Origin of the sequence: Candidatus Accumulibacter contiguus (genome assembly GCF_036625285.1) — a bacterium.
Classification (GTDB): domain Bacteria; phylum Pseudomonadota; class Gammaproteobacteria; order Burkholderiales; family Rhodocyclaceae; genus Accumulibacter; species Accumulibacter contiguus.
The window spans coordinates 796,831-822,815 of sequence record NZ_JAZKUC010000001.1; the positions used below are offsets into that span (position 1 = coordinate 796,831).

Sequence of the window (25,985 nt, forward strand, 5' to 3'; positions counted from 1 at the left end):
TATGGGCACGACTATTCTTGCGGTTCGGCCCGAATCGCTTCCCGTAACTACTCCTTCCGGAGGATAGAAATGAACACAGCAATCAAGAATCGTCTGTTGGCCTTGTTTCTGGCAACTGGTGTACTCACCGTGTCTCAGATCCCATCCGCCTTTGCTGCCGGTCCCTACCTGGGTGGTCCGTCCATCATCGGCCGCCACGAACCGGCAGTGTTCAATGGTGGCAATTACGCACCCAATTCTGTCGTGCGGATGGTCGTCGCCTATCCCGATAATACCCAGCACAGCCAAGTTCTTCTCGTAGGCAATGATGGTACCTTGAAATACGAGGTTCCCCTTGCTGTCGCCGGCAATTACACCCTGACCGTCCAGGATGAGAAGGGCAAGGTTCTCAAGTCGGTGATCTTCGCGGTGACCCAATAGGGATGGGTCGGCGAACCCCCTCACTTTCGAACAACCAAACTCATGAACGAGGACAGCCAAGACATGAGTGAAGATACGATAGCCAAAAAACGGCCGAGCTTGCGTGATGCCACTGTTCCCTTATTCGTCGCTGCCTGCATGGCAGGAAGTGGCCCATCCTCCGGAATGCCCCCCCAGCCTGCCGAGACATCGCTTCAGGAGTTTGTGTTCACCTCCCTTCGCCACGGCACGATGCAGATTTACAGCATGCGCGGTGATGGTACCGCCGAGCGGCGCCTGACCCAGACGAGCAGCACCGAACTGCAGCCTGTCTGGTCCCCCGACGGCAGCAAGCTTGCCTATACTTCTTACCGCAGTGGTCAGGGCGATATCTATGTGATGAACGCCGACGGTAGCGGGCAGATGCGCCTGACCAGCATGCCCGGTCTCGAGCAGCATCCCCGCTGGTCACCGGATGGCAGCAAGATCGCCTTCATGGCCGACCGCAATGGTCCCAGCGGCATCTTCGTCATGGCCGCCGACGGTAGTGGCCAGCGGGCACTGACTCCCGCCGACATGGATGCAGCCGACCCGGCCTGGTCGCCGGACGGCAAACGCATCGCGTTCATCCATGCCCAGGGCAAATCGGCCAAAATCATGATCGTGGATCTGGATAGCGGCGCAATCAGTCCTCTCACCCGGGACGGCAAAAATGAACGCAATCCGCTCTGGTCTCCCGATGGCAAGCAGGTGATGTATCTGCTTCCCGGCGGACGTACCGAAGGCGTAAACATTCAACTGGCCAGCGTCGACAGCGGCAATGTCGTGGCGCTGACCAGGAACCAGTTTCTCAACAGTCAGGCCAGTTTCTCGCCAGATGGTAGCCGCATCGTGTACCTGAGCAATGCCGATACCCAGGGTGGACCAATGAACCTGCATATCATCAACCGGGACGGGACCGGCGCCACCAATCTGACCCGTTCTGACGTGCAGGATCTCGCGCCGAGCTGGTCCGGGGATGGCCGTCATATCTACTTCATGAGCTTTCGTGACTGGCCTGGCCAGATCTACCGGATCAATCCGGACGGCACCGGTCAGCAACGCCTGACGGCCACTCAAGCCCAGGAGAGCTATCCGGTCGCACGTCCGAGTGCCAGGTATCAGGCCTCGGTCGGGCAAGCACGGTAACCCAAGAACGCTTACAAGGGGATCAACATGAAAAATCGTACCAGCAATTGCAGCATGTCCAATCTGACCCTGACTCGCCTGGCTGCAGCCCTCGCCGCATCGTGCTGGGTGCCGATCGCGCTGGCTGGCACCACCGTCTATACGCTCGACGCGCAATTCGACCAGGGTGTGCTTTCGGGGGTCAACCACGACACACCGAACAACGACCAGTTGCAGCTCAGTTCCGTCGGTACCACCTTCCCGGTCCTGTGGGTCGCCAACGCCGGCGAGGACACCCTGTCCAAGATCGATACGACAACGGGCAAAGAACTGGCTCGCTACCGAACCTTCTTCGGCAGCGGCCCATTCGCCAATCACACCGCCTTCAGTGGTCCGGCACCGTCCCGTTCGGCGGTGGACATCAACGGCAACGCCTACATCCTCAACCGGCATTTCGATGGCGGCAGACCCTCGCTGATGAAGGTGCTGGCCGAGGGCTTCATTGACCGCAACGCCAACACCACGGCCGAAACCTCCACGGATGGTGACATCAGCGGCAGTATCAGTTCCAGCGAAACCAAGGATGTCGTCGATGACAACAGCAACGGGCACTTCGACTGTGCCATCCCGCCGGGCACTTGCGAGAGCCGCGACGAGAGGGTGGCGTGGGTGACGACTTTCCCCGCCGCAGAAGCCGGCCAACTGGGGCGGGCGCTCTGCATTGGTACCGACGGCAATCTGTGGGCCGGGATGTACAACTCGGGACATTTCTACAAGATCCGGGCATCCGACGGGGTCATTCTGAGCGGACCACACTCCGTTCCCTGGAATCCCTACGGCTGTCTGGTGGACGGAGCCGGCATCCTGTGGAGCGCCTCGCTGAGTGGCAGGCTGGGCAGACTGGATACCAGCAACCCCGCTTCCGTCAGCTTCTTCGATGACAGCAGCCAGAACTACGGCATCGCCCTGGGCAACGGCAAGGTCTACCTGGGATCGCTGAGCGGATTCGGTTTCCGTGAATTCACGCCAGGCCCCAATACCTTCACCACACCCGGCGGGTCCAAAGGCTTCGCGTCCACCGGTATCTCGGTCGATGGTTCCGGCAATATCTGGACGGGCTTTTACAGTGGTGGCGGGGTCAAGAAATACAGCCCGGCCGGCGCGGAGTTGTGCTCCGGTGCGAGCCAATCCTCCACGGAGACCCGTGGCGTGATCGTGGACTCGGACAACAATGTCTGGCAGATCAACCGCCTCACCAACAGCGTATCCAAGTACCGCGGCAGCGATTGCGCTCCGCTGGGCGTCTTCCCGGTCGGCTTCGACCCCTACACTTACAGCGACGCAACCGGTTTCGCCGCGCGCAACATCACCAGTCCCACTGGTACCTGGACGGTGATCAAGGATAGCGGTGTCAGCGGCCAGGCCTGGAGCAAGGTGAGCTGGACCGAGCAGGTGCCAACGGGTGCCAGCGTGCAGGTCAGCGTGCGAGCCGACAACAACCAGGCCATTCTGCCCAACCTGGCCTACCAGCCGGTGGTGAATGGGGCGAACCCGGGTGTGAGCGGCCGCTTCATCCAGGTACAGGTGCGGCTCAACGCCAACACCGACGGCGCTTCGCCGATCCTCTTCGACCTTACTCTGAACACCTCGGATGGCGTCTGCGACGTGGATCGTGATGGCGATATCGACTCGCTTGACCTGTCGCTGATCAGCAAGGCTCGCGGCCAGACCCCGCTGCCCGGCGACCCGCGCGACGCCAATGGCGACGGCAGAATCGACCCTGCCGACGTCAAATTCTGCATTCCCAGGTGCACGCGGGCCAATTGCGCCATCAACTAATGATGAATACCAGCCCCCGGCCCTGCCAGGGGCGATTGCTATCTCGCCCATTTGAATGAAAGGAACTTCCCTCATGAAATCCTTGATGCGAAACCTCACAGCTCTTGCCCTGGTACTGGCCTCAGCCGGTGCCGCGCACGCCATCCCGCTATCCAGCCTGCTTGGCGGTGCCAGTATTACCGCTGGTGACAAGGTGTTTGATCACTGGGCCCTGAACTTCTACGGCGCCAGCGACGGCAGGACCTTCAACGCCGACAACATCGACGTCACGCCTCTCAACGATGGCGGCATGGACCCCGGTCCTGGTTTGCATTTCAGCGTGCTGAATGGCGAGTTCAACGTAACCGGCGATGGCCTTTACGCCTATCTCGATACTAGCTTCGGGTTTCGCATTTCGGTGCTCGATCCAGGCAAGTTGATCAAGGACAATTCGCTGATCTTGACCGATGGCTTTGTCACCAATCTGGGGGACAACGGTTTCTACATCCGGGAAACCATCGGTACGGCAGCGGGCCTGGATGATCTCGGCGTCAAGGAAGTCGAATTCAGTTGGCTCGATGGCACTGGATTGATCTCCAACCTGACCGATGTGGCGAATTTCACGCCTATGCAATCGATCTGGGTAACCAAGAACATCCTGGTCTGGGCGACAGGAATCGACGAGACGGCCAGTCTGCAAGGTTTCGAACAGCGCTTCTCGCAGCAGGAAGTCCCCGAGCCGGCCTCGCTCGCTTTGCTGAGCCTGGGTCTAGTCGGTCTGGGTGTCGCTCGCCGGCGCAGGAGCTGATCCCCTTGTCCCGGACGCGGCGTGCGCCAAGCGCGCGCCGCCCGTCACCAACAGAATGATCAAAAGGGCCAGCCAGGGTCGGGGTATTTTGGTAGTTTTCTCCTTTTGTCTTCTATGTTCTCTCATGCCAGAATTCTAGTCTGCCAGCGCACAACAGACATGAGCGAAATATGTCTTGATTCACTGATCGTCCGGGTGGCCCCGGATCGGGCTTTGGCCGAGCCGAGCTACCAGCAGCTTTACCGGAAACTAGCCGAGCAGATCGAGTGCGGAGCGATCGCCGATGGTCAGAGTCTGCCCTCCGAGCGGGTGCTGGCCGAAAGCTTGGGCTTGAGCCGGGCGACCGTGCGCCGGGCCTACGATGAGTTGTGCGCCCGCCGTTACATCGAAACCCTGGGCCGTGCCGGGTGGCAGCAAAGTCGCCGCCGTGCCTGACGCCCCAACTCGGCCGCCTGAAAGGGTTTACCGAGGAAATGCGGGAATTGGGCATGGTCGCATCGACGCGCCTGCTGGAGCGCGCCGTTCTCAGCAACCGCAGCATCTCCTCGATGTTTGGCCGGCCGTCTGCGGCGCCTTTCTTGCGTTTGATCCGGCTGCGACTCGGCGACGGTATCCCTCTCTCACGAGCCCAAGCTGGATTATCATGATCCGGGGTGCCGGGAAAAATTATGACCGTTAGTTGCCGCGTGCTTACGAAGCACTGTTGCAGCGTCGGGCAAATGCTGCAGCACCCCTTCGCCGGCAGCGACCAGCGCGCCGCAAACATTTCCCAGCGACAGGGCCTGTGAGACCGAGTCGGAGCGCAGCAGGGACCATACCAGACCACTACCAAAACGTCACTGGCGCCGGCAACTATAACAACGCCTACGGTTCGCCTTCAGGTGCCTTGGTGATTTCCAACTACGCCGGCCCGGCCTGGGTGCGGCGGTCAGATGGCGGCGCCTTCGATTTCCTCGGCGCCCATTTTTCTACCTGGACGTCGAACAACAACCTGGACTCGAGCAGCGCCACCGAATTGCTGATCGAGGGATTTCGCGGTAACGATCCAGCCGGCTCGCTAACGGTCATGACTTTTCCAGGCACCCCCGATCATGAAAGTCATGACCGTTTCCCTCTCCCCCGACCCCTCCCCCGCGAGGGGGAGGGGAGATTCGTGAGTCGCATACGCGACTTTCACATTAACGCTGCGTTCAGCGCTGGCGGTTACCGTCAGCTGGATGTGGATTGGCGTGCTGTGACCCGCCTGCGCTTCAGTAGCGCCAACAGCATCGTGCCGCCAGAACAGACACGCTGGTTGATGGACGATTTCAACTATCGGATTACGCCGCCAGCAACACTGCCGGAGCCGGCAACGGCGGCGCTACTATTGCCTGCGCTGTTGAGCATCCTGGCGATCCGGCGACGCCGCAAGGACCTCTGCCTCGACCAGTTGGACGAAGCACAGGCCCGAACCATTCTGCCGCACCTCGATTGACCTCAGCCGGCAGCCCGCAGCAACCACACCACCGACCATGGCGGCAATTGGCCCTGCTTGAGCGCATGCTCGGCTTCACCGGGTTCGGCCCACAGAACCACGCCTTCGGGCCGATGCAGTCCCGCTAGCGGAAGGTCGCCGTAATTGCCCAGCAGGGACAGCATCGAGTCGTCTCCGAGCGTCCAGCGGATCAATAGTCCGCGTTCGCCTGGCAGGGTAAACCGCACCGCTTCCTCATGCATTCCCGCCAGGCGGGGAGTGATTTCCCGGTGGCGAACCGCCAGCAGGCGGCGATAGAAATGCAGCCAGTCCGCGTGCGGTGAGTGATGCACGCTGTTCCAGTCCAGTTGGCAGCGCTCAAAGGTGGCCGGATGGTTGGGGTCGGGAATGCGGGCCCGCGCTTTGGGTGTACGAAATCCCGGAAGATGGGCAAAGGACTTGCGCCGGTTGATGGCGATCTTCTTGATCAGATCCGGGTTGAAATCGCAAAAATACAGGAACGGCTGTGCGGCGGCGAACTCCTCGCCCATGAACAGCGCCGGCGGCATCGGCGCCAGGAGAGTGGTCGCCACCATGGCTCCCAGCGGTCGCGGCGACACCAATTGGTGGAGACGCTCACCCAGAGCGCGGCTGCCAATGCAGGAATGATCCTGCAGGAAGGTCACGAAAGCGTTGGGCAGCAGGGAATCTGGCCCGCCAGCGGTACTCCCCCGGCTTAAACACGCGCCCAACTGGTCGAGCGGCCGATCGACAGCGGTCACGCCAGCACCGATCAGCACCTCCTGCATGGCCTGCTGAGCGGCGTCATTCCAGACCGCTTCGTAGCGGCGTGGCGCGCTGTGATCATGCCAATGGACATAGCGCGCAGCGCGCCGATCATGACCGAGCAGCAGGTGGCAATGACGGTCTCTGCCAGGTCCCTCGCGGACGGCGCGAGCCAGCGCTTCCAACAGTTCCGACTGCCCAGCCTGCTCCTGCAGCAGCGCCGCATTCAGGCGCAGGCCGTCGAAGTGGAACTCTTCCAGCCAGTACAGCGCATTGTGGATGATGAACTCGCGCACCACCGGGTTGGCCGCATCGATACTGCGGCCGGCCAGACCGGTCGCGCCGGCCGCAAAGAACGCCGGCGCGTAAAGGTGCAGATAATTGCCTTCGGGACCGAAGTAGTGACAGGCAAGGTCCAGCAATACCATCATTCCCTTGTGGTGAGCCGTCTGAATCAGATCTTTCAGTTCGTCCGGATGGCCATAGCTGGCGGCGGGCGCAAACGGCAACACGCCGTCGTAACCCCAGTTGTGTGCCCCGGCAAAAGCGGCGACCGGCAGCAACTGGATGGCGGTCACGCCCAGTTCCCGCAGGTAATCGAGCCGTTCCCGAACGGCTGCAAAGGTGCCCTGCGGGGTGAAGGTACCGACGTGCAGTTCGTAGAGGACCGCCTCTTCCCAGGGCCGGCCCCGCCAGTTGCAGTCGTTCCAGACGAACTGACCGGGGTCCAGCAACTGGCTGGGACCGTGTACGCCCTGGGGGTTGTAACGCGAAGCCGGATCCGGGAATTCTCCGACGCCGTCGATCCGGTACCGGTAGAGATCGCCCGCCCTGGCCCGATCGGTGCTCAATTCGTACCAGCCGGCTTCCCTCGCCTCCATCGGCAGAAGAACGGTGCCGCCCGGCTCTTCCAGCGACACTTCCACCCGCTCCGCCAGCGGCGCCCACAGGCGAAACCGAATCCGGCCACCTTCCAGTAGCTGTGCGCCAGCGGGCATGAAATAACGCCGCCGCAACAATGGCACCGCCACCTGGCCGGCCTGCCGCCGCTGCGTCAGCAGCACCAGCGAACGGCCCTGCACAAGATAGGACTGGTCCATGCACGGCTGGCCGGTTCCGCCCTCCGACAGGGCGGTATCCAGCACCAGCTCACTGTTCCCCTTCCACGGCAGCGTGCAGCGGATCGCCTCATAATGGCCGTTGAGCAACAGCAGAAAATCATCATCCTTGACCCATTGGCCGCGTTCGTCCTGTTCTTCCAGGGCCTCGCCGATCAGGTACACGCCGAAGCAACGGGCATAATGATGGTCCCAGTCCTCATCACTGATCTCGCTGCCCGTCGGATGCAGCCAGATGATGTCCCGGACGCCCGCGCCGCGGATGCGCTGCCCCTGGAAGAAATGTCGCCGACGTAGCGCCGGATGGGCTTTGCGCAGATCGATCAGGCGGCGGGTGAATTCGAACAGTTCACGGTTTGCGGGCAGCCAGGCCAGATCCCAGTTCACCCAGCTCAGTTCATTGTCCTGACAATAGGCATTGTTGTTGCCGCGCTGCGTCCGGCCCATTTCATCGCCGGCGAGCAGCATCGGTACGCCTTGTGAAAGCAATAGGGTTGCCAGCAGGTTGCGCCGCTGCCGCTCCCGCAGCCGCAGCACTTCCGGGTCGGCGGTGTCGCCTTCGACGCCGCAGTTCCAGCTACGGTTATGCGAGTCGCCATCGCGGTTGTCTTCGCCATTGGCGGCATTGTGCTTGTCGTTATGACTGACCAGGTCGTAGAGCGTAAAGCCGTCATGGGCGGTAATGAAGTTGATGCTGGCGTAGGGCCGGCGGCCGCTGTGCTGATACAGATCGCTGGAACCGGTCAGCCGGTGGGCCAACTGACCCATCAGTCCCCCCTCGCCCCGCCAGTAATCGCGCACCACGTCGCGGTATCTGCCATTCCACTCGGTCCAGCCGACCGGAAAGTTGCCGACCTGATAGCCGCCTTCGCCGAGGTCCCAGGGCTCGGCGATCAGCTTCACCTGCGACAGGACCGGATCCTGATGAATGATGTCCATGAATGCGCCGAGTTGATCGACTTCGTGCAGTTCCCTCGCCAGCGCCGCCGCCAGGTCGAAGCGAAAACCATCGACGTGCATCTCGATCACCCAGTAGCGCAGGCTGTCCATGATCAGTTGCAATACCCGCGGATGCATCATGTTCAGGGTATTGCCGCAGCCGGTGTAATCCATGTAGTAACGGGGATTGCCCGCGACCAGCCGATAATAGGCAGCATTGTCGATTCCACGGAAACACAGTGTCGGTCCCATGTGGTTGCCTTCGGCGGTGTGGTTGTAGACCACATCCATGATGACCTCGATGCCGGCAGCGTGCAGCGTCTTGACCAGGTGCTTGAATTCGTTGATCTCGCCGCTGGCGGAATAGCGTGGCTCGGGGGCGAAATAGCCGATCGAATTGTATCCCCAGTAATTTTTCAGGCCCTTTTCCAGCAGAAGGCGGTCGTCGATGAAGGTCTGTATTGGCAGGAACTCCACCGCCGTCACCCCCAGGCGCTTGAGGTGGTCGATGACCGGCCCCGCGCTCAGGCCGGCGTAGGTACCGCGCAATTCGGGCGGAACATGCGGATGCAGCTGGGTGAAGCCCTTGATGTGCAGCTCATAGATCACGGTTTGATGCCAGGGAACATTGGGGTGGCGGTCGCCCTCCCAGTCAAAATCCGGATCGATCACCTGACACCTGGGCATCCCGGCAGCACTGTCGCGGCGGCTGAAGCTCAAATCCTCCTGTGCGTTGCCGATGCGGTAAGCAAATTGGGCGTCGCTCCACTTGATTCCGCCAACAATGGCTTTGGCGTAGGGATCCAGCAACAGCTTGTGCGGGTTGAAGCGGTGCCCCTGCCCGGGTCGGTAAGGACCATGTACCCGGTAGCCGTACAACTGGCCGGGACGGACTTCGGGCAGATAGGCATGCCAGATTTGATCGGTTTGCTCGGGGAGTTCGATGCGCCGTTGTTCCAGCCGCCCGCTGGCGTCGAACAGGCAGAGCTCCACCTTGTCTGCGTGTTCGGAGAACAAGGCGAAATTGACTCCTGCGCCGTCCCAGGTGGCACCCAAAGGATAGGATTTTCCAGGCCAGACGGCCGTCAGCGGTTCAGACATGGGGGTTCTTTCTGTTTTACAAGATAGGCCATGGTAGGCAAATGGTTTTGACTCCTGCGCATTTTATCGCACCTGCAGTCTGCCGCGAACTGCGCTTGCACGCCGGCGATGACGGTATTCAAGTGTTCATGCAAGCTTGAAAACCGGTACGATAGCGCGATGGAAATCTGGACACGCCCCGATGGCCGCTTCTATTGCTTTGAGCTGGGCCGTGACCTGTTCGGCCTCGCCGTCATCGTCTATTACGGCGGTTATCGCCGATCGAGAGTCCGAATCGTTGCGGTCGACAGCCCCGCGAACGGAGAAAAGCTGATGGCCATGATGGCGGCACGGCGGGCGAAACACGGCTACCAGCGCGTCGACGAGTCACCCCCTGCATAGGTAATGAGCATGTGCCTTCTTCGTATCCTGCTGTTTTTCCATTCGCTTCTGTTCCTCGTGGCGTGCACCGGTGTTCCTCAAGGAATCACCCCGGTCAGCCCGTTCCAGCTCGATCGCTACCTCGGCAAGTGGTACGAGATCGCCCGCCTCGACCACTCTTTCGAACGCGGACTCAGCGATGTTTCGGCGCAGTACCGCCTGCAGCCCGACGGCAGCGTCGAAGTGATCAATTGCGGCTACAGCGCAGAAAAAGGTACCTGGAAGGAAGCCATCGGCAAGGCACGGTTCATTGGCGAACCGACGCTCGCTTCGCTGCAGGTGTCGTTCTTTGGCCCTTTCTACGGCGGCTACCATATCGCCGCACTGGATGAGCACACTTACCTCTGGTCGCTAGTCGTCGGCCCGAGCCGTGACTACCTGTGGATCCTGTCGCGCGAGCGGCGACTGCCCGCCGAAGTTCGCGAGCAGTTACTGGTAAAAGCGCGACAACTCGGTTTCGATATCAGCCGCCTGATCTGGGTTGGGCAGGATCGGACGGATGCTTGCCAATCGGCAGGGCAGTAGCCGCAGGCTCCCGATTCGCTGCCTGGGTGCCGAGTCGAGATCCTGAAGGTGTGATTCCCGGGTCAGCCAAAGGGGGCGCATGCTTCTCGGGCTCCAACCTTCTTGGTCATTTCCTGGGCGCATACAATGGCGAGGACAATAGCGAATTCAGCGTGATTTCGGCGATCACATCACCGGCTGCCGCCTGCTGTTTCAAGCGGGCGATCAGATCGACGGTACCGGCAGGGACGCACTCCTGAGGGTGCGAACGAAAGTGTTGGACGGGGAGTCTCGGTTTTAAGCCGCTCTGCGTAGAGGCTCCGCCCAGCGCTTTTCCCAATAGGTTTCCCACAGCTGGTTATGTCGCATGACACGCAGGTTGATCATGGCTTGAGCCATGTCCGCACGCCACCAAGCCCCTGGGCGCTTGAGGCGGGCCTGCACGAGGTAGCGATGAGAACTCTCGACCTCGCCAGAGCCGACGGGCAGATTCAGCGCAAGTGCGCGGGGGTAGTCCAACTGGTCGAGTCGGTTGGAGAAATAGCGCCAGGCGACGCGCACCGGAGCCTGCGGGTCATCGACCGATGCAGGTTCGAGGTGCAGTTTCATCTCTGCAACCACCTCGCGGGCCTGTCCCAGCAGGAATCGCGCCTTCTGGGAGGCCACCCAATCCTGGGCAGAATCCGGCGCGCAGACCTTGCTGGCTGGGGTCAGATATTCGCAGACGTGGAACAAGTCGACCAGGAAGGTCCCCTGAGTACCGAACAGTTCCTCGATTTGGCTGCTTATCCAAGCCGCCCCGTCGCCAACACAGTGAACCTGGGTCTTGGGGCCAAATCCCAGCGCATCGACCAGCCGCTTCAGGATGGCCCCCGCTTCCCGGGGACCCTCCATCGTCACGCCGGCCTTGGGAACGGCCTCGCCCTGCCGCTGTGCGATACAGACCTTCGCTTCTCGCCAGTGCGTGCGCTTCCCCTTGCGGGCGTCCGCAGCGCCCTCCACGGTCTCGACAAGGGGCACCATTCCGCCGTCCGTCTCCACAATCAGCCTCTTCGCGGTGTTCGATGGGCCCGCCACCGGCAGGCAATCTGCCTCCGTTAATTCACAGGCCACCCGTTCGGTGAGCGTCCGGGGCGCACTGACCGCCAAGTCAACACCGTAGTGCTCCTTGATTTTTGCCGCAACCTGTCCAAAGGGAAGGTCGGCGCCCAAGTCCGTCACGGCGCGCTCCAGTGGCAGAGAATGGCTCCGGCAACGGACACCGGCAGCTTCTGAAAAAGGACGAAGCAGCCGGTTTGTTTCTTTGTGGAGAAAGCATTCCTCCTCCACCATGACCGAGCCGTATGTCGTATACCAGAGAACTTTTTTTTCGCGTGTACCACGACCGGCTCAGCGGCCCGCACCTCGGCTGTCACCGCCTCAGCAACCTGCTCGGCCCATCCCGTCAGAATCTCCTGGCCCGTCCCGCGGAGAATTTCTATCACGCGGCGCTCGGCTTCATCGGCCCGACGCAGATCCCCTTCGGCGTTCTCCACCAACTCCAGCATCTCTAGCACTTTCGCCAGTATCTTTGGATTAGCCTCCAAACGGGCCACCAAGTCTCTGGAATCGCAAGGTTCGATGTGGGAAATCTTAGGCATGGCTTCTCTCCGTGGATGGGTTCCCTACTCTATCGCAACTCTCCGCTAATTTCCTTACGTTTGCTCACGTCGCTGACAATTATCAGAGCGGGACTCGCCCAACACTTTCGTTCGCACCCCACTCCTGAGGCTCTGTTGCTTTCCCCAAACATTGTGCAGCCTCGGGGATGCCCAGATCCGCCGCCAGTTCGATCCACTGGCGGCCCGCGCTGGGGATGCCTCTACCGTCATCGAGGGAACGGTAGTACTCGAACAAGTGCCGCGCGGCGTCTCGTTGCCCCATCTGCGCTGCCTGCTGCAGGAAGTCACGGCCTTCATCACTATCGCTGCCGAGCAGATCGCCAAGCTGGTACTTGGCATCGGCATCTCCCTGATCAGACAAGACTCTCAGCCGAACGAGATTCCTGAGCCTGGCAGCGGCAGGAACGCCTTCGCCGCCGGCACGTTCGTACCACTCGATCGCCTGCTCCTCGTCGCGTGCCACAGCCTCCCCCTTTTCCAGCAGGGAAGCCAGGCGCAACATGGCATCACGATGACCGCGCGCGGCGGCTTCTGCATACCAGCGCAGCGCCTGCTCGGTATTCCGGGGGAATCCCGGCTTGCCCTCCAGCCAGAAGTTGCCCAGGTGGTGCATCGCCGCAGCTTCGCCATTGGCCGCCTCCTGGGTGAGAAACTCCTTCTCCCAATAGGCGGCTCGATGGAAATCCCGCGCCACACCACGACCCAGCGACAACAAGCTGCTTAACTGTTTCTGCGCGTGTACCAGGCCCTGCTGAGCCGCCTTTTCCGTCCAGAGATAGGCAGCGGAATCATCCGGCTGCCCTACCAATCCGCTTTCGTAATAGCAGGCAAGCTTGAATTGCGCGTGTACATGGCCGTTCTCTGCCGATCTTCTGATCCAGCACATGGCTTGGGCAAGATCGATGACATCGAATTCGCCGTATTCATAGGCTACGCCCAGATCGTACTGGGCCTGCGGGTCATTGGCTTCGGCTGCCAGGATCAGCACCTGCAATTTCTTGTTGGAGCCTGGGAGTTTCATGATGATCGGATCTCCTGACAACGAGGTGTAGGGAGGAAGACAGCATTAACGTGCTGATAGGCATTGTTTCCCATCACCAGGGCAACGCGGCGCTCTTGCACGGGCACGGCAACGGTGCGCGCAGGGGCTGGGGAGGACTCGGCGAGCGGAGCAGGCTCGGTGGGGGGAGTGGCCGATTTCGGAAGCTTGCCGAGGGCCTCGAAAAGCCCCGGTTCGCCGGACTCGGCGTGCACGACGGGCATGCAGACGGAGAGGGACAGCACCGCCACAATCGCCCAGCGCACCAAGAGGGAGGGAAGAAGGGTGTACGGCATGTCTGGCAGATCCTTTTCGGCCGGTGCGAGGTCGAACGCCGCCAAGCGGATGCAACAGACTCAGCCGCTCGTCCTGGCACCGCATTCGGGGCAGAACTTCGCGCCCGCTGGGATCCTCGTTCCACATGCGCACACACCAGGGACGCCAAGGCGCTGGCCGCAGTCGGGGCAGAACTTCGCAGCGTGCGTTTCTGCTCCGCAGGCCGGACAGACGAGTTGCCGACCTCGCCCGACTTCGCGCTGGCTGCCGCGGCGGACACCTTCGGCAACCGCGTTCTCCGTCGCACCCTGGACCTCGCCCTGATTGCGCGCGGCCTCGATCTCTACCTCGACGTCCGGCGCGCAGTTGTAGCAGAGGCCGCTAGCGGAGTTGAAGCAACGGTCGCAGACGTAGGCGTGACACTTGCCGCAGCGGTGAAAATGCGCCTTGGCCTGCTCGATCGCGCGCCGGAATTCGCCATCGCGGGCCTCGCCGAAACCATGTTGCGCGAGTCCATCGATCGCCGAACCGACGCTGCCGAGGACTCCGCCGAAAATGCTCGCGGCCTTGCCGACCCAGCCTGAAGCCTGGCCGCTGCGATAGGGAGCGAACTCCGAGCGCCAGGTATCTGAGCAGCGCTCGCAGTAGAACTCGAACTGGAAGCCTGCATCGACACCCTGAGCGTGTGACAGGTCGTTGAAGTTTTTGGCGAACTGGATTTCGGCCATGTGTCTGTCCTCAATATGTCGGTGCTTCGGCGTTTTGCACCGTCAGTGTCGTGATTTCACACTGGAATGAGCGACCGTATATTGATCCAGCGCAATACTTGCACTGGCGGCACTGCTGGCGGCACGAGCACAAGCCTGGGAATGCATGGCGTCATGGCGCCGAATCTGCCGATTTTTCCCCGGATCGCTTGCTTCTGCCTTGTTCCCGCGGATCGAGGCCATCGTCGGCCGCTGCCTTGGCGAAATCGAGGTCGTAGACCAGCCTTTCGCCGCCGGACAGGACGATGAAGCGCTGCCCCCTGGCGCGCCCGATCAGCGTCAGTCCGGCGCGCCGGGCAAGGTCCACGCCCCAGGCCGTGAAACCCGATCGCGACACCAGGATCGGGATCTCCATCTGAACCGTCTTGATCACCATTTCGCTGGTCAGGCGTCCGGTGGTGTAGAAGATCTTGTCGCGGCCGCCGAGACCGTGGCGGTGCATGTAGCCAGCGATCTTGTCGACGGCATTGTGCCGTCCGACATCCTCCATATAGACGAGTGGGCGGTCACGCTCGCAGAGGACGCAACCGTGAATCGCGCCGGCCTTCTGGTACAGGCTCGGTTGCCGGCCAATCTGCAGGAACAGGCTCTGCAGCCATGAGCAGCGTACCTCGGCGGCAGTGTCGAGGCGGATGTCGTCGAAGCGCTCCATGATGTCGCCAAAGATCGTCCCCTGCGCGCAGCCCGAGGTGCGAATCTTGCGCTGCAGCTTCTGTTCGTAGCTCGACTCGCTGCGCGTGCGAACGACGACCACGTCAAGGTCGCCGTCATAATCCACGGCGGTGACCGCATCGTCGCCGGCAAGCATGTTCTGGTTGAGGAGAAAGCCCAGGGCCAGCAGCTCGGGGTGGTCGCCGATGGTCATCAGCGTGACCACCTCGGTACCGTTCAGATACAGGGTCAGCGGTCGCTCGACGACGACACTCAGCGCCACCGCCTGGCCGCGGTGGTCGCAGCCTTCGACCTTGCGTGTGAGTTCCGGATCGTCGGGGTCGGGCGCCAGTGCGAAGGTGCTCATTCAGGCACGCTCCAGGCGTACCGCACAGTACTTGAATTCGGGAATCTTGCCGAAGGGGTCGAGTACCGGGTTGGTCAGGCGGTTGGCGGCGGCTTCGTGGAAGCAGAATGGCAGCCACAACGATCCGGGCGCGACGGCCGGATCGGCGCGGGCCGTGGCTTCGATTGCACCGCGCCGGGTGCTCAGGCGGACACGCTCGCCGTCGGCAAGTCCCAGCCGACGCAGGTCTTCGTCACTGACGGTCACCACCGCTTCGGGTTCGAGTGCGTCGAGCGTGGCGCTGCGTCTGCTCATCGCGCCGGTATGCCAATGCTCCAGCAGGCGCCCGGTTGACAAGATCAGCGGATACTCCTCGGACGGCTGTTCGTCGGGTGGCAGCAGGGCGGCGGGAACGAAGCCGGCACGACCACTGGGCGTCGGGAAACCATTCTCGAAAACGACGTCGGCACCCGGCACGTCGTCGCCGGCGCAGGGGTAGCTCACCGAACCCTCGCGCACGAGACGCTCGCGTCTGATGTTGGCCAGCGAGGGCATCGCCATGCGCATCTCGGAATAAATCGCCGTTGGGCTGTCGTAGCGCCAGTCGAGGCCGAGCCGGCGTGCCAGCTCCTGGATGATCCACCAATCGGGCCGGGTATCGCCGGGCAAGGGCAGCGCCTGCCGACCGAGCTGCACCTGGCGATTGGTGTTGGTCACGCTGCCCTCCTTCTCCGGCCAGGCCGAAGCCGGCAGGACGACGTCGGCGTAGATTGCGGTTTCGGTGAGAAACAGGTCCTGCACCACCAGATGTTCGAGAGACGCCAGCGCTTGCCGCGCATGCCCGAGGTCCGGGTCGGACATCGCCGGATTTTCTCCAAGGATGTACATGCCGCGGATGTCGCCGGCGGCAGCGGCGTTGATGATCTCGACCACTGTCAGCCCCGGCCGTGGATCGAGAGTGGTGTTCCAGAGCTGTTCGAAACGTCGGCGATTGGCGGCCACCGAGATCGGCAGGTAGTCAGGCAGGACCATCGGGATCAGACCGGCGTCCGATGCGCCCTGGACGTTGTTCTGCCCGCGCAGCGGATGCAGACCGGTGCCGGGACGGCCGATGTGTCCGGTCATCAGCGCCAGAGCAATCAGGCAACGCGCGTTGTCGGTGCCATGCGCGTGTTGCGAAATCCCCATCCCCCAGAAGATCATCGACGCTTTCGATCGGGCGTAGAGTCGCGCCACCGCGCGGATTTCGCTGGCCATGATGCCGCAGACTGCGGCCATCGCTTCCGGGCTGAAAGCGGCAAGGTGCGTGCGCATCTCGGCAAAGCCGCTGGTATGGCGGGCGATATACGCCGGGTCGAACAAGCCCTCGTCGATGATCGTGTGCAGCAGCGCGTTGAGCAGCGCGACATCGGTCCCGGGCCGGAACTGCAGCGTCTTGTCGGCAAAGCGCGCCAGACCATGGCGGCGCGGGTCGATGACGATCAGGCGGGTGCCCTGGCGTGCGGCGCGCTTGAAGAAGGTCGATGCGACCGGGTGGTTGGATTCCGGATTGCAGCCGATCAGGATCGCCACCTCGGCGTGGTCGATCTGCATGAACGATGCCGATACCGCGCCGGAACCGACGCCTTCGATCAAGGCCGCGACCGACGAGGCATGACAGAGGCGAGTGCAGTGGTCGACATTGTTGGTGCCGAAACCAGTACGTACCAGCTTCTGGAACAGGTAGGCTTCCTCGTTGCTGCACTTGGCCGAACCAAAACCGGCGAGTGCGCCGCCACCGTGTTGCTGGCGAATCGACCGCAGCCCCGACGCGGCCCGCAGCAGCGCCTCTTCCCAGCTCGCTTCACGAAAATGTGTGCCGGGCCTGGCCGGGTCGAAAGCTGCGTCGGCGACCTTGGGCGCGTCTTCGCGGCGGATCAGGGGTTTCAGCAAGCGCTGTGGCGAGTGCACATAGTCGAAGCCGAAGCGCCCCTTGACACACAGGCGCTCCCGATTGGCCGGCCCGTTGCGGCCGCTGACGGCGATGATCCGATCCTTGCGAATCTGATAGTCGACCTGGCAGCCGACGCCACAGTAAGGACAGACGCTGGGAACGACGCGGTCGACGGTCTCGCCTGCCCCGAGCAGGCCGCTGCCATCGTCGGCAAGCATCGCTGTCGGCAGCAGTGCGCCGGTCGGGCAGGCCTGCACGCATTCACCGCAGCCGACACAGCTCGATCGGCCCATCGGGTCGTCGAGATCGAAAACGATCCTCGCCGCTGCGCCGCGACCGGCCATGCCGATCACGTCGTTGGCCTGGATGTCGCGGCAAGCCTGCAGACAGAGCTGGCAATGGATGCAGGCGTCGAGCCGCACGCTCATCGCCGGGTGGCTGCGGTCGGCGCGGGCAACTCTTGTGCGTTGCGGAAAGCGGCTGGCATGCACACCCGACTGCCCGGCCCAGTACCAGAACGCCGAGTTACGGTCGTACGCCTGCGCGCGTGGCGGCTGTTCGGTGAGCAGCAGTTCGATCACCATGCGCCGGCTTTGCCGGGCACGCTCGGAAGTGTCGCTGCGCACCTGCATCCCCTCGCTGACCTTGCGGCTGCAACTGGGGGCGAGATTTCGCTCGCCGTCGATCTCGACCATGCAGGCGCGGCAGTTGTTGCCCGGCTGATAGTCTGGCGCTGTGCGCGTACACAGGTGAGGAATCGTCGTGCCGGCACGCCGCGCTGCCTGCCAGATGGTTTCGCCGGGCAGCGCCGTCAACGGGCGGCCATCGAGAACGAAGCGAAGCTCTGCCGATCCGGTCTCAGTCATCGCCGTGGCCGGTCATCAGGTGCTGTGGCAGATAGCGCAACGCGGTAATGAGCGGATTCGGCGCCGCCTGGCCGAGGCCGCAGATCGACGCATCGCGCATCACCGTGGCCAGTTCCTTGAGCAGTTCCAGGTCCGGTTCGGGTACACAGAACAAGGCCAGCATCTTTTCGGTGCCGACCCGGCAGGGCGTGCATTGGCCGCAACTCTCGTCAGCGAAGAACTCGAGCAGCGCCTGCACCGCAGCGCGCAGGTCGTCGTGGTCGGAGAGGACGATTACTGCCGCCGAACCGATCAGGCAGCCGACCTTCTCGAGTTCGCCGAACTGCAACGGCAGATCGGCCATGCTCGCCGGCAGAATCCCTCCCGAGGCACCGCCGGGCAAGTAGGCCAGCAGTTGATGACCCTCGGCCATGCCGCCGCAGTAGTCGTCGATCAGGCGGCGCGCGCTGATTCCCGCCGGCGCCTGCTTTACCCCTGGCTCGCGCACCCGGCCAGAGACCGAGTAACTGCGCAGACCAGCAAAACCCTCACTGCCCAGCGCAGCGAAGCGGGCGCCTCCGCCGGCGACAATTCCCGGTACCAGCGCCAGCGTCTCGACGTTGTTGACCAAGGTTGGTCGCCCGAAAAGTCCGGCCTCGGCGACGTAGGGCGGACGCTGTCTCGGGTAGCCGCGTTTGCCCTCGATCGACTCGAGCAGCGCCGACTCCTCGCCGCAGATATAGGCGCCGGCGCCGCGGCGTAATTCGATGAAGCCCGCTTCGACAAGTTTCAGCCGTTCGAGCAAGGCGATCTCGCGGGTCAGTATGGCGTGCGCGGCAGGGTATTCGTCGCGCAGGTAGATCCAGCAACGGGCAGCGCCAATGCAACTGGCCGCCAGCAGCAGCCCTTCGAGGAACTGGTGTGGCTGCTGTTCCAGGATCAGGCGGTCCTTGAAAGTTCCCGGTTCGCCCTCATCGGCGTTGCAGACCAGGTAGCGTGGTGCCGGCGCCTTGCTGACCAGTCGCCATTTTCGAGCGCTCGGAAAGCCGGCGCCGCCCATCCCGCGCAGCCCCGCCACTTCGACTTCGTCAAGTAGCGTTTCGGTCGGCAACACGCCGTTGCGCAGCGCCTGCAGCTGCTGGTAGCCGCCGCGTGCGCGGTAGGCGTCGAAACTCTCGCTGGCGACCGGGAGCGGTGTCAGGACCGCGGCCTCGATCAGGGCGAGCACCTCTGCAGTGCTCGCCCGATCGGCATGGCGCTTGCCGACCTGGACCACGGGTGCGAGGTCGCAGCGACCCATGCAGGGTGCCCGGAGAACCCTGGCACGCACCGGCGGGAGCAACTCGCGCAGCGACGCCGTCAATTGCAGCGCACCCTGCAGTCGGCAAGCGAGGCCGTCGCAAACCCGGACCGCAAGCGCCGGCGCTGGATCGCCATCGTCACAAAGATCGAAGTGAGCGTAGAAAGTGGCCGTCTCATAGACTTCGGCGACGCCAATCCGCAGCAGATCGGCCAGCGCCAGGAGGTCTCCCGAGCGCAGGCAGGCGTGCTCGTCCTGCAATCGATGCAGATGTTCCAGCAACAGGTCGCGGCGCAGGGGCAAGTCGGCGAGAAGCTTCGCGACGGCGTCACGCCGTCCGGCATCGACCCGTCGGCCCTGGCGCTGCCCATACCCCTTGCGCCGCCCTGCGACGGGCTCTTCGATGTTGTGCATGCCCTTCCTTCCCGATTTGAAGTAGCGATGCTAACAAATCGGCAGCGGAATGGGCGAACTCAGGGCAATCGCTTACGCAGATGTCGTACGCAGCTGAGAATATTCTTTTACTATCATGCATTTATGCCATAGTATTGATTTGCAAATAGCAATGGGGTCTACTCTCTCCTTTTCGGAGGGCGGTTTGATGACGCTTGTAGAAACGTTTTCGGGATTGCCGGACAAACGTCGAGGTCCGGCCAAGCGCTACGTCTTGATGGAAACGGTGGTGATGGCGGTTTGCGCGACTCTGTGTGGCGCCGACAACTGGGCGGAGGTCGCAGACTGGTGTCGGGATCGACAAGAGTGGTTGCGGGAGCAATTTGGTTGGGCTCTGAAGGGAGGGACGCCCTCCCATGACACGTTTGGCGATATCTTTCGGGTGCTGGATGGGAGCGTATTTGAGGAGCGCTTTCGGCAATGGGTCGCGGGATTGGTCGGTGTCGTGGAAGGAGTGGTCGCTTTCGACGGGAAGACCTTGCGTGGTTCGGGGAAGAAAGGAAGCAATGAACTCCTCCATAGGGTGACGGCCTACGCGGTAGGAAGTGGCCTTTGTCTGGCGCAGGAGGGAACTTGCGGCAAGGGACACGAGTTGGCGGGGCTCAAGAACTTGCTTGAGGTACTCATATTAAAAGGATGTATTGCCACAACAGATGCTCTGGGTTGCCAAACCGAGGTGGCGGAGAAGATCGTCGACCGGGGTGGGGATTACGTCCTGCAGGTCAAAGACAACCAGAAGAACTTGGCCGAAGCGATTCGGGAGTTTTTTGAGGAGGGCAACCAGGCCGGCTTTGGTCGCCTGAACGTTCAGCGTTTTGAGGAAATCGAGAAGGATCACGGCCGGATCGAGACACGCCGCTACACGTGGATCCATGACGTCTCCTGGATGGACAAGCCGATGCGCCAGGCGTGGAAGAAACTCGGGGGTGTGGGCATGATCGAGTCGGTGCGGGAAATCGGCAATACCGTCCATACCGAGCATCGTTACGCCATTGGTTCCAGCGGCGTCCAGACCGTCGCCATGTTCGCCAATGCGTCTCGCAACCATTGGGGCATCGAGAACGGTTTGCACTGGACACTCGATGTGGTCTTCCGCGAGGATCACTGCCGTGCCCGCAAAGGTCACTCAGCGCGGAACTTCTCCGTTCTGCGCAAGTTCGACTTGGCGACCTTGCGCAAGGATGAGGATTCGAAGATGGGTTTGCGCCGCCGACGCGTTCACGCCGACCGGCATCAGGATTACCGCGAATCCTTGATCAGTCTCGCTTTCTCGGCGACGGCGAGCGAAGACATCATGCTATCCGTGTAAGCGATTGCCCTGTGGGCGAACTGGCGCAGGCCTGCTATTCTGCGCGGATGCGCAGCCGTGCTGATGCAGTCCTGCCGATTTCACCCCCCCCATCCACTGCTGCCAGCGGCGTGCTCCACGGGAACTCCTGAGTCATGAATTACACCTTTGCCTCGGCCACGATCCTGCTGATTCTGATCACCGACCCGATCGGCAACATCCCGATCTTTGCCAATGCGCTCCGACACGTGGCGCCGGAACGTCGATCACGGGTGATTCTGCGTGAGGTATTGATTGCCTTCATTCTGCTGCTGACCTTCATGTTCATCGGTGAGGGTTTTCTGCGGCTGATGAACTTGAGCGAGCTGTCGCTGCAGATCGGCGGCGGCGTGATCCTGTTTCTGATTGCGCTGCGCATGATTTTTCCACCACCCAGTGCGGACACCCCCGACCCCGCGGGTGAACCGCTGATCGTGCCTCTGGCCATTCCGGCGATTGCCGGGCCCTCGGCGCTGGCCACCGTCCTGTTGCTGGTCTCGCAGGCGCCCGACCGGCGCATGGAATGGATCGGCGCACTGAGCATCACCATGGCGATCAGCGCCATCATCCTGGTGCTCGCCGAACGCATTCAGCGCGTCGCCGGCGATCGTTTCGTGGTGGCGCTGGAGCGTCTGATGGGACTGGTGCTGGTGGCGATGTCGATTGAAATGATGTTGCGGGGAATCAAGACCTTCGCGCTGCAACTCGGACGCGCCTGAGCCGCCGGCTAGGGCCGGATGACCACCAGACTCGCGCTGCGCTGGAAGCGCAATGTGCTACTCGAAAAAGCGACTTCCAGGGAATAGGCACCGGCTGGGGCCGCTGCCGGTATACCGATGAAGGCATCGAGCTGCCACTTTCCGGGTCTGATCTCGAAGCGACGCGAAACATCTTCGAAAACCGTATTGCCCTTGAAGAGGATGCGACGGGAAAGGTCCCCCACCACCACTTCCGCAGTGCGTATCGGACACATCGAATAGATCATGCGGTGATTGAACTCTTCCCCAGCGGTGACACGAGAGGGCAGGACCTCGTTCAAGTCGATGTCGATATAGGGACGTTGCAGCCTGGCGCAGTTGCGTTCCTTCCAGACGACATCGGCAGGGCTGACGAGCTTTTCACCGGGCTGGCGCGTGCCTTTCTCCATACGCGAGAACCAGGACTGAATGGCGCCGACCGGGGAGGAACCCTGACCGGTGGCACAGGCGACCAGCAGGAGCGTGCCGAAACTGAGCAGCAGAGCGCGCAACCGCGAGGTGGTTCGGAAGGCATTGATCATTTTCGTATGGTCCATCCGCCCGCCGAACCGGAATCGTCACGCTTGACGACCGGCGGGTTTGGGTCGCTGCGGACGCTGGGCTGTGGAGAAGGCGCTTCCCTTACCCTCGACTTGACTGCGACCTTTTCTCCCGAACCAGAACTGGCTCGTTCGCGACTGACGGGCGCGGGACCAGCAACAGGACCTGCTAGCGGCGCCGGGATCGAAGAAGGCGGGACCTCTGCCGGACTGCCCGGAGCAGCCGGGACGGATAGTGGGGCACTCGCCGGCAGCACTGGATCGCGCAGCGTTGGTGCGCTCAGGGCGGCAGCTGGGGACTCGCCACGCGGCGGCGAAGCCGCAGGCGTTACAGCCACCGGGGGTTTCTGCGCCAGCTCGCCAGACACCTCGGCCGGTGTCACTGGACTCTTCTTGCTGCTGCTCCACCAAGCCAGAGCACCCAGCACCAACAGCGCAACAAACAGGGCCACGATGCCTGGGTACTTTTTCCAGAGCACCTGCCCTGGCGATGCGCGTATGCTTCCCTTGGCGGCATCGGCCGAGATCCGAGCCAGCGCTGGCTCCGCGACGCCGGCAGTTCTGCCGGCGTCTGCGGCGGCGGAAGTGGCATCCTGCGGGGTGAACAGGCGCGTCGTGGGAACCAGACGGGGCAGCGTGTCGGGCATCGGAACGTCATTGAACAGCGCTCCCTCCAGCGCCCGGCGAAACGCGCCGGCATCCGGGAAGCGCTGCGCCGGATCCTTGGCCAGCGCTTGCGACAGGATGCCCTCAAGCACTACCGGCACGCCGCCGGCAAACTGGCGCAGTGGCGGCGGCGGCTCCTCGAGCTGCGCCTTCATGATTTCAAAGTCGGTCCCCTTCGAGAACGGGACACGCCCGGTCAGCAGTTCGAAAAGAACCACGGCCAGCGAGTACAGATCCGAGCGGGCGTCCACATCCCTGCCCTGAACCTGTTCGGGCGACATGTACTCGAGCGTTCCGATCAGATGACCGCTACGCGTCAGGCGCATCTTCTCGAGGATTCGTGCAATGCCGAAATCCATCAACTTCAGCGACCCGTCCACTGCCACCATCATGTTCGCGGGCTTGATGTCGCGGTGTACCACGCCGGCACGGTGCGCGTGCTCAAGACCACTCAGTGCGGCGATTGCGTAGCGTATCGCTTCCTCCCAGGGTAACGCGCCGCGTCGGGCGACGAGTTGGTCCAGCGTTTCGCCGGCGACAAATTCCATGACCATGTAGTACTGGTCAGCATGACGGAAAAACCGATAGACGCCGGCGATGTTCGGGTGATTGAGGCGGGCCAGAGCCACCGCCTCGGTTCGAAAACGTTCAAGGATATCCGCGCGCGCAGCAAATTCCGGGCGCAGTGACTTGATCGCGACATCTCGCTCAAGCATCGTGTCGCGGCCCTTGAAGACCTCGCCCATACCCCCTTCGCCAATCTTGGCGACGAGTTCGAAATCACCGATGAGATTGCCCATTACCTGCCCTCCGCCGGGTCCAGGATCATCTCACGCGTCACCGGTATCGGCCTCTCCTCGGCCTCGGGAGGCCGAACGGCAATGACGCCGACGGAAATGTTGTCGCTGCCGCCCCGCTCGCGCGCCAGTTCGATCAGCCGCCGACAGGCATCCTGTGGGTCGCACGCTTCCACCACCTCGGCAATCTCGCGCGCTTCGACACTGTCGTACAGGCCATCCGAGCAGAGTACGAAGGTGTCGCCAAGCTGTGGCGGGTCGCCGCCCTCGGCTGTAACACGCAGATCCGGATGCGTCCCCAGAGATCGCAACAGGATATTGCGCTCGGGGTGGTAGCGTGCTTGTTCGGCCGTGATCAGCCCTTCGTTCACCATCTGTTCCACGAGGGTGTCATCCTTGGTCAATTGCGTGAGCTGGCCATCCGAGCAACGGTAGAGCCGGCTGTCACCCACATGCCCAAAGCACATGCGCCGACCGATCAAGGCCAGCACCGTTGCCGTGGTTCCCATCCCCGAGAGTGCTCGATCGGCCTCGGCGTAGCGAAAGATCGCGGCATTTGCCTCGAGTAGCGCCTGCTCGATGGCACGCAGAGGGTCGTCATCATGGCTTGCGAAATATCGACGGCAGATCGTTTCCACCGCAACCCTGCTCGCCACCTCGCCGCCATTGTGCCCACCCATGCCATCTGCCACTACCGCCAGCACACCCCGCCTCCTGAGTTCCTCGGGGTCGCCCGGAGAAACGAAAGCGATCGAATCCTGGTTGCTGGTTCGCACGCAACCGATGTCCGTGGCCATGCAGGTCTCGATGGTATAGTACACAGGCGCTTCACTCATCGACGAATCACTGTCGCCCTTTCGGTCGGAGCTGCCAGGCCAGAAACTCGTTACCGCTCTGGCGAACCTCGAACTCCACTCGCTCATCTTCATGTCCTTCTCGCTTGAGCATCAATGCGACATGGGCCCCTACCGGATACGGCTTCTCGAACACCCTTGCCGTCGTGCCAAGCAGTTTGCCTTCTTCGTAGATATCTGCAGGCCCGTCGATCGTTCCAATACGCACCACCCGCAGCGCGGCACCCGGCAAGCCGGCGGGCGCCGCATGCTCCAGGCTTGACCTGGGTGGAGCGTCCACCGCGGTTTCCGGCCGCATCTTCCAGAAGAACCCGACAAACAGCACGCCAGCAAGCAAAAACCCGGCGCCGATCAGAGGCCAGTTTCCCCGCCAGGTCGACCACCCGCCTGATCGAAATCCACGCTCCGCCGCCGGAGTCAGCGCCGGCGGCGATTGCCCGATCTGCCCGAGATCGTCGAGCAGTTCGCGGGCGTCATGATAACGTTCGGCCGCATCGCTGCGCAGGCAGCGCCCGATGATGCGCTGCAGATCCGCGGACAGCGGGGAGGCCAGAGTCGGAGTACGGTACTCTGCGCGGCTAATGCGTTCACAGAGCACACCCACCGAATCGGCGGCGAACGGCATGTTGGCGGTCAGCATTTCGTAGAACAGGACGCCCAGCGACCAGACATCTGCCCGTGCATCCGCAGACTTGCCCCGGATCTGTTCGGGAGCCAGGTAATCCATCGTGCCGACACAACCGCCGACCATCGTCAGGCGCTTGCTGCCGGGATCCTTGGCAATTCCAAAGTCCAGCAGCTTGACCTGTCCACTCGAACTGAGCTTGATGTTCGAGGACTTGATGTCCCGATGGAGAATGCCGCGTCCGTGCAGATAGGCAATGGCTTCGACTACGGCACGAAAGACAGTCAGCGCTTCGGATGCCGGCATGCCGCCACGAGCGCGCTGTATCCGATCATGGAGGGTAATGCCATCAACATACTCCATGATGATGCAGGGACGTCCATCGAACTCGACGAAATCATAGAGTTCGGCAATGTGCGGATGGTGCAGCCCGGCCTGGATGCGCGCTTCGTTGATGAAGCGCTCGGCCAGACCTGGTCCCGGTTCGGCACCCGAGAGAATCTTGACTGCAACGACGCGCCCGATCCTGGAATGTATCGCGCGGTACACTTCGCCCATGCCCCCGGCACCAAGCGATTCGAGCAGACGATATTCGCCGATCGCTGCGTTGGCGAGCATGGTATGGGCCGCCGACA

The 25,985-nt window shown here is 62.3% G+C and carries 23 protein-coding genes and 1 pseudogene; 10 read left to right on the forward strand and 14 right to left on the reverse strand.

Annotated elements, in window-relative coordinates:
• The first annotated feature begins 69 nt into the window (after positions 1-69).
• The 6 genes from V5B59_RS03840 to V5B59_RS03865 all read left to right on the forward strand — a co-directional run bounded on the left by V5B59_RS03840 (position 70) and on the right by V5B59_RS03865 (position 5,666).
• Positions 70-420 carry a hypothetical protein gene (locus V5B59_RS03840; protein WP_034909286.1) on the forward strand — a complete coding sequence of 117 codons (351 nt, stop codon included), beginning with the start codon at positions 70-72 and terminating at the stop codon, positions 418-420.
• A gap of 204 nt (positions 421-624) precedes the next feature.
• Complete coding sequence (locus tag V5B59_RS03845; RefSeq protein ID WP_169070950.1) at positions 625-1,587, forward strand: TolB family protein; 963 nt, start codon at positions 625-627, stop codon at positions 1,585-1,587.
• 54 nt (positions 1,588-1,641) lie between these two features.
• A complete protein-coding gene (locus V5B59_RS03850) occupies positions 1,642-3,405 on the forward strand; it encodes a dockerin type I domain-containing protein (RefSeq protein WP_169070949.1) in 1,764 nt (587 codons plus the stop codon).
• An 85-nt stretch (positions 3,406-3,490) separates the two neighbouring features.
• Positions 3,491-4,192 carry a PEP-CTERM sorting domain-containing protein gene (locus V5B59_RS03855; RefSeq protein WP_248594934.1) on the forward strand — a complete coding sequence of 234 codons (702 nt, stop codon included), beginning with the start codon at positions 3,491-3,493 and terminating at the stop codon, positions 4,190-4,192.
• Between the two features lie 159 nt (positions 4,193-4,351).
• A complete protein-coding gene (locus V5B59_RS03860) occupies positions 4,352-4,627 on the forward strand; it encodes a GntR family transcriptional regulator (RefSeq protein WP_169070948.1) in 276 nt (91 codons plus the stop codon).
• Positions 4,628-5,081: 454 nt separating this feature from the next.
• On the forward strand, positions 5,082-5,666 hold the full coding sequence (locus V5B59_RS03865; protein ID WP_332351600.1) for a hypothetical protein: 585 nt from the start codon (positions 5,082-5,084) through the stop codon (positions 5,664-5,666).
• A 2-nt stretch (positions 5,667-5,668) separates the two neighbouring features.
• Here the strand turns inward: V5B59_RS03865 and V5B59_RS03870 are convergent, their stop codons facing one another.
• Positions 5,669-7,429 (reverse strand): DUF3459 domain-containing protein, encoded by a 1,761-nt coding sequence (locus V5B59_RS03870; RefSeq protein WP_248594937.1) that lies wholly within the window; start codon positions 7,427-7,429, stop codon positions 5,669-5,671.
• Between the two features lie 57 nt (positions 7,430-7,486).
• Positions 7,487-9,589: pseudogene (glgX, locus tag V5B59_RS03875) on the reverse strand (glycogen debranching protein GlgX); the annotation flags it as partial.
• A 159-nt stretch (positions 9,590-9,748) separates the two neighbouring features.
• Here glgX and V5B59_RS03880 point away from each other — a divergent pair.
• Positions 9,749-9,970 carry a hypothetical protein gene (locus V5B59_RS03880; RefSeq protein WP_169070946.1) on the forward strand — a complete coding sequence of 74 codons (222 nt, stop codon included), beginning with the start codon at positions 9,749-9,751 and terminating at the stop codon, positions 9,968-9,970.
• A gap of 9 nt (positions 9,971-9,979) precedes the next feature.
• Positions 9,980-10,534, forward strand: a complete 555-nt coding sequence (locus V5B59_RS03885; protein ID WP_169070945.1) for a lipocalin family protein — start codon at positions 9,980-9,982, stop codon at positions 10,532-10,534.
• A 276-nt stretch (positions 10,535-10,810) separates the two neighbouring features.
• Here the strand turns inward: V5B59_RS03885 and V5B59_RS03890 are convergent, their stop codons facing one another.
• The 8 genes from V5B59_RS03890 to V5B59_RS03925 form a co-directional block, all read right to left on the reverse strand.
• Entirely contained in the window at positions 10,811-11,734 is a 924-nt protein-coding gene (locus V5B59_RS03890) for a hypothetical protein (RefSeq protein ID WP_332351391.1), read from the reverse strand.
• Positions 11,731-12,153 carry a hypothetical protein gene (locus tag V5B59_RS03895; protein ID WP_034931510.1) on the reverse strand — a complete coding sequence of 141 codons (423 nt, stop codon included), beginning with the start codon at positions 12,151-12,153 and terminating at the stop codon, positions 11,731-11,733. The genes V5B59_RS03890 and V5B59_RS03895 overlap by 4 nt, the downstream gene beginning before the upstream one ends.
• Before the next feature lie 82 nt (positions 12,154-12,235).
• Positions 12,236-13,195, reverse strand: a complete 960-nt coding sequence (locus tag V5B59_RS03900) for a tetratricopeptide repeat protein (protein WP_169071231.1) — start codon at positions 13,193-13,195, stop codon at positions 12,236-12,238.
• Positions 13,192-13,554, reverse strand: a complete 363-nt coding sequence (locus V5B59_RS03905; RefSeq protein WP_169071230.1) for a hypothetical protein — start codon at positions 13,552-13,554, stop codon at positions 13,192-13,194. Before V5B59_RS03905 ends, V5B59_RS03900 begins: the two co-directional genes overlap by 4 nt.
• Positions 13,555-13,569: 15 nt before the next feature.
• Positions 13,570-14,217, reverse strand: a complete 648-nt coding sequence (locus V5B59_RS03910) for a zinc ribbon domain-containing protein (RefSeq protein WP_034910309.1) — start codon at positions 14,215-14,217, stop codon at positions 13,570-13,572.
• 151 nt (positions 14,218-14,368) lie between these two features.
• Positions 14,369-15,274 carry a formate dehydrogenase accessory sulfurtransferase FdhD gene (fdhD, locus tag V5B59_RS03915; RefSeq protein ID WP_034910307.1) on the reverse strand — a complete coding sequence of 302 codons (906 nt, stop codon included), beginning with the start codon at positions 15,272-15,274 and terminating at the stop codon, positions 14,369-14,371.
• Positions 15,275-18,052 (reverse strand): formate dehydrogenase subunit alpha, encoded by a 2,778-nt coding sequence (gene fdhF, locus V5B59_RS03920; protein ID WP_169071229.1) that lies wholly within the window; start codon positions 18,050-18,052, stop codon positions 15,275-15,277.
• Positions 18,045-19,745, reverse strand: coding sequence for an NAD(P)H-dependent oxidoreductase subunit E (locus V5B59_RS03925; protein WP_169071228.1), 1,701 nt, complete (start codon positions 19,743-19,745; stop codon positions 18,045-18,047). The genes fdhF and V5B59_RS03925 overlap by 8 nt, the downstream gene beginning before the upstream one ends.
• A 187-nt stretch (positions 19,746-19,932) precedes the next feature.
• Here V5B59_RS03925 and V5B59_RS03930 point away from each other — a divergent pair, with 187 nt between their 5' ends.
• Together V5B59_RS03930 and V5B59_RS03935 are read left to right on the forward strand one after the other, a co-directional pair.
• Positions 19,933-21,093 carry an ISAs1 family transposase gene (locus V5B59_RS03930; protein ID WP_332351601.1) on the forward strand — a complete coding sequence of 387 codons (1,161 nt, stop codon included), beginning with the start codon at positions 19,933-19,935 and terminating at the stop codon, positions 21,091-21,093.
• 134 nt (positions 21,094-21,227) lie between these two features.
• Positions 21,228-21,830 (forward strand): MarC family protein, encoded by a 603-nt coding sequence (locus tag V5B59_RS03935; protein ID WP_034909841.1) that lies wholly within the window; start codon positions 21,228-21,230, stop codon positions 21,828-21,830.
• A gap of 8 nt (positions 21,831-21,838) precedes the next feature.
• Here the strand turns inward: V5B59_RS03935 and V5B59_RS03940 are convergent, their stop codons facing one another.
• The 4 genes from V5B59_RS03940 to V5B59_RS03955 are packed head-to-tail and all read right to left on the reverse strand — an operon-like array spanning position 21,839 to position 25,968.
• Complete coding sequence (locus V5B59_RS03940; RefSeq protein ID WP_169071225.1) at positions 21,839-22,390, reverse strand: hypothetical protein; 552 nt, start codon at positions 22,388-22,390, stop codon at positions 21,839-21,841.
• Entirely contained in the window at positions 22,387-23,874 is a 1,488-nt protein-coding gene (locus V5B59_RS03945) for a serine/threonine-protein kinase (RefSeq protein WP_169071224.1), read from the reverse strand. The genes V5B59_RS03940 and V5B59_RS03945 overlap by 4 nt, the downstream gene beginning before the upstream one ends.
• Positions 23,874-24,707: a Stp1/IreP family PP2C-type Ser/Thr phosphatase gene (locus V5B59_RS03950; protein WP_169071223.1), complete on the reverse strand. Its 834-nt coding sequence runs from the start codon at positions 24,705-24,707 to the stop codon at positions 23,874-23,876. Before V5B59_RS03950 ends, V5B59_RS03945 begins: the two co-directional genes overlap by 1 nt.
• Positions 24,708-24,714: 7 nt before the next feature.
• On the reverse strand, positions 24,715-25,968 hold the full coding sequence (locus V5B59_RS03955) for a serine/threonine-protein kinase (RefSeq protein WP_169071222.1): 1,254 nt from the start codon (positions 25,966-25,968) through the stop codon (positions 24,715-24,717).
• Positions 25,969-25,985: the final 17 nt, after the last annotated feature.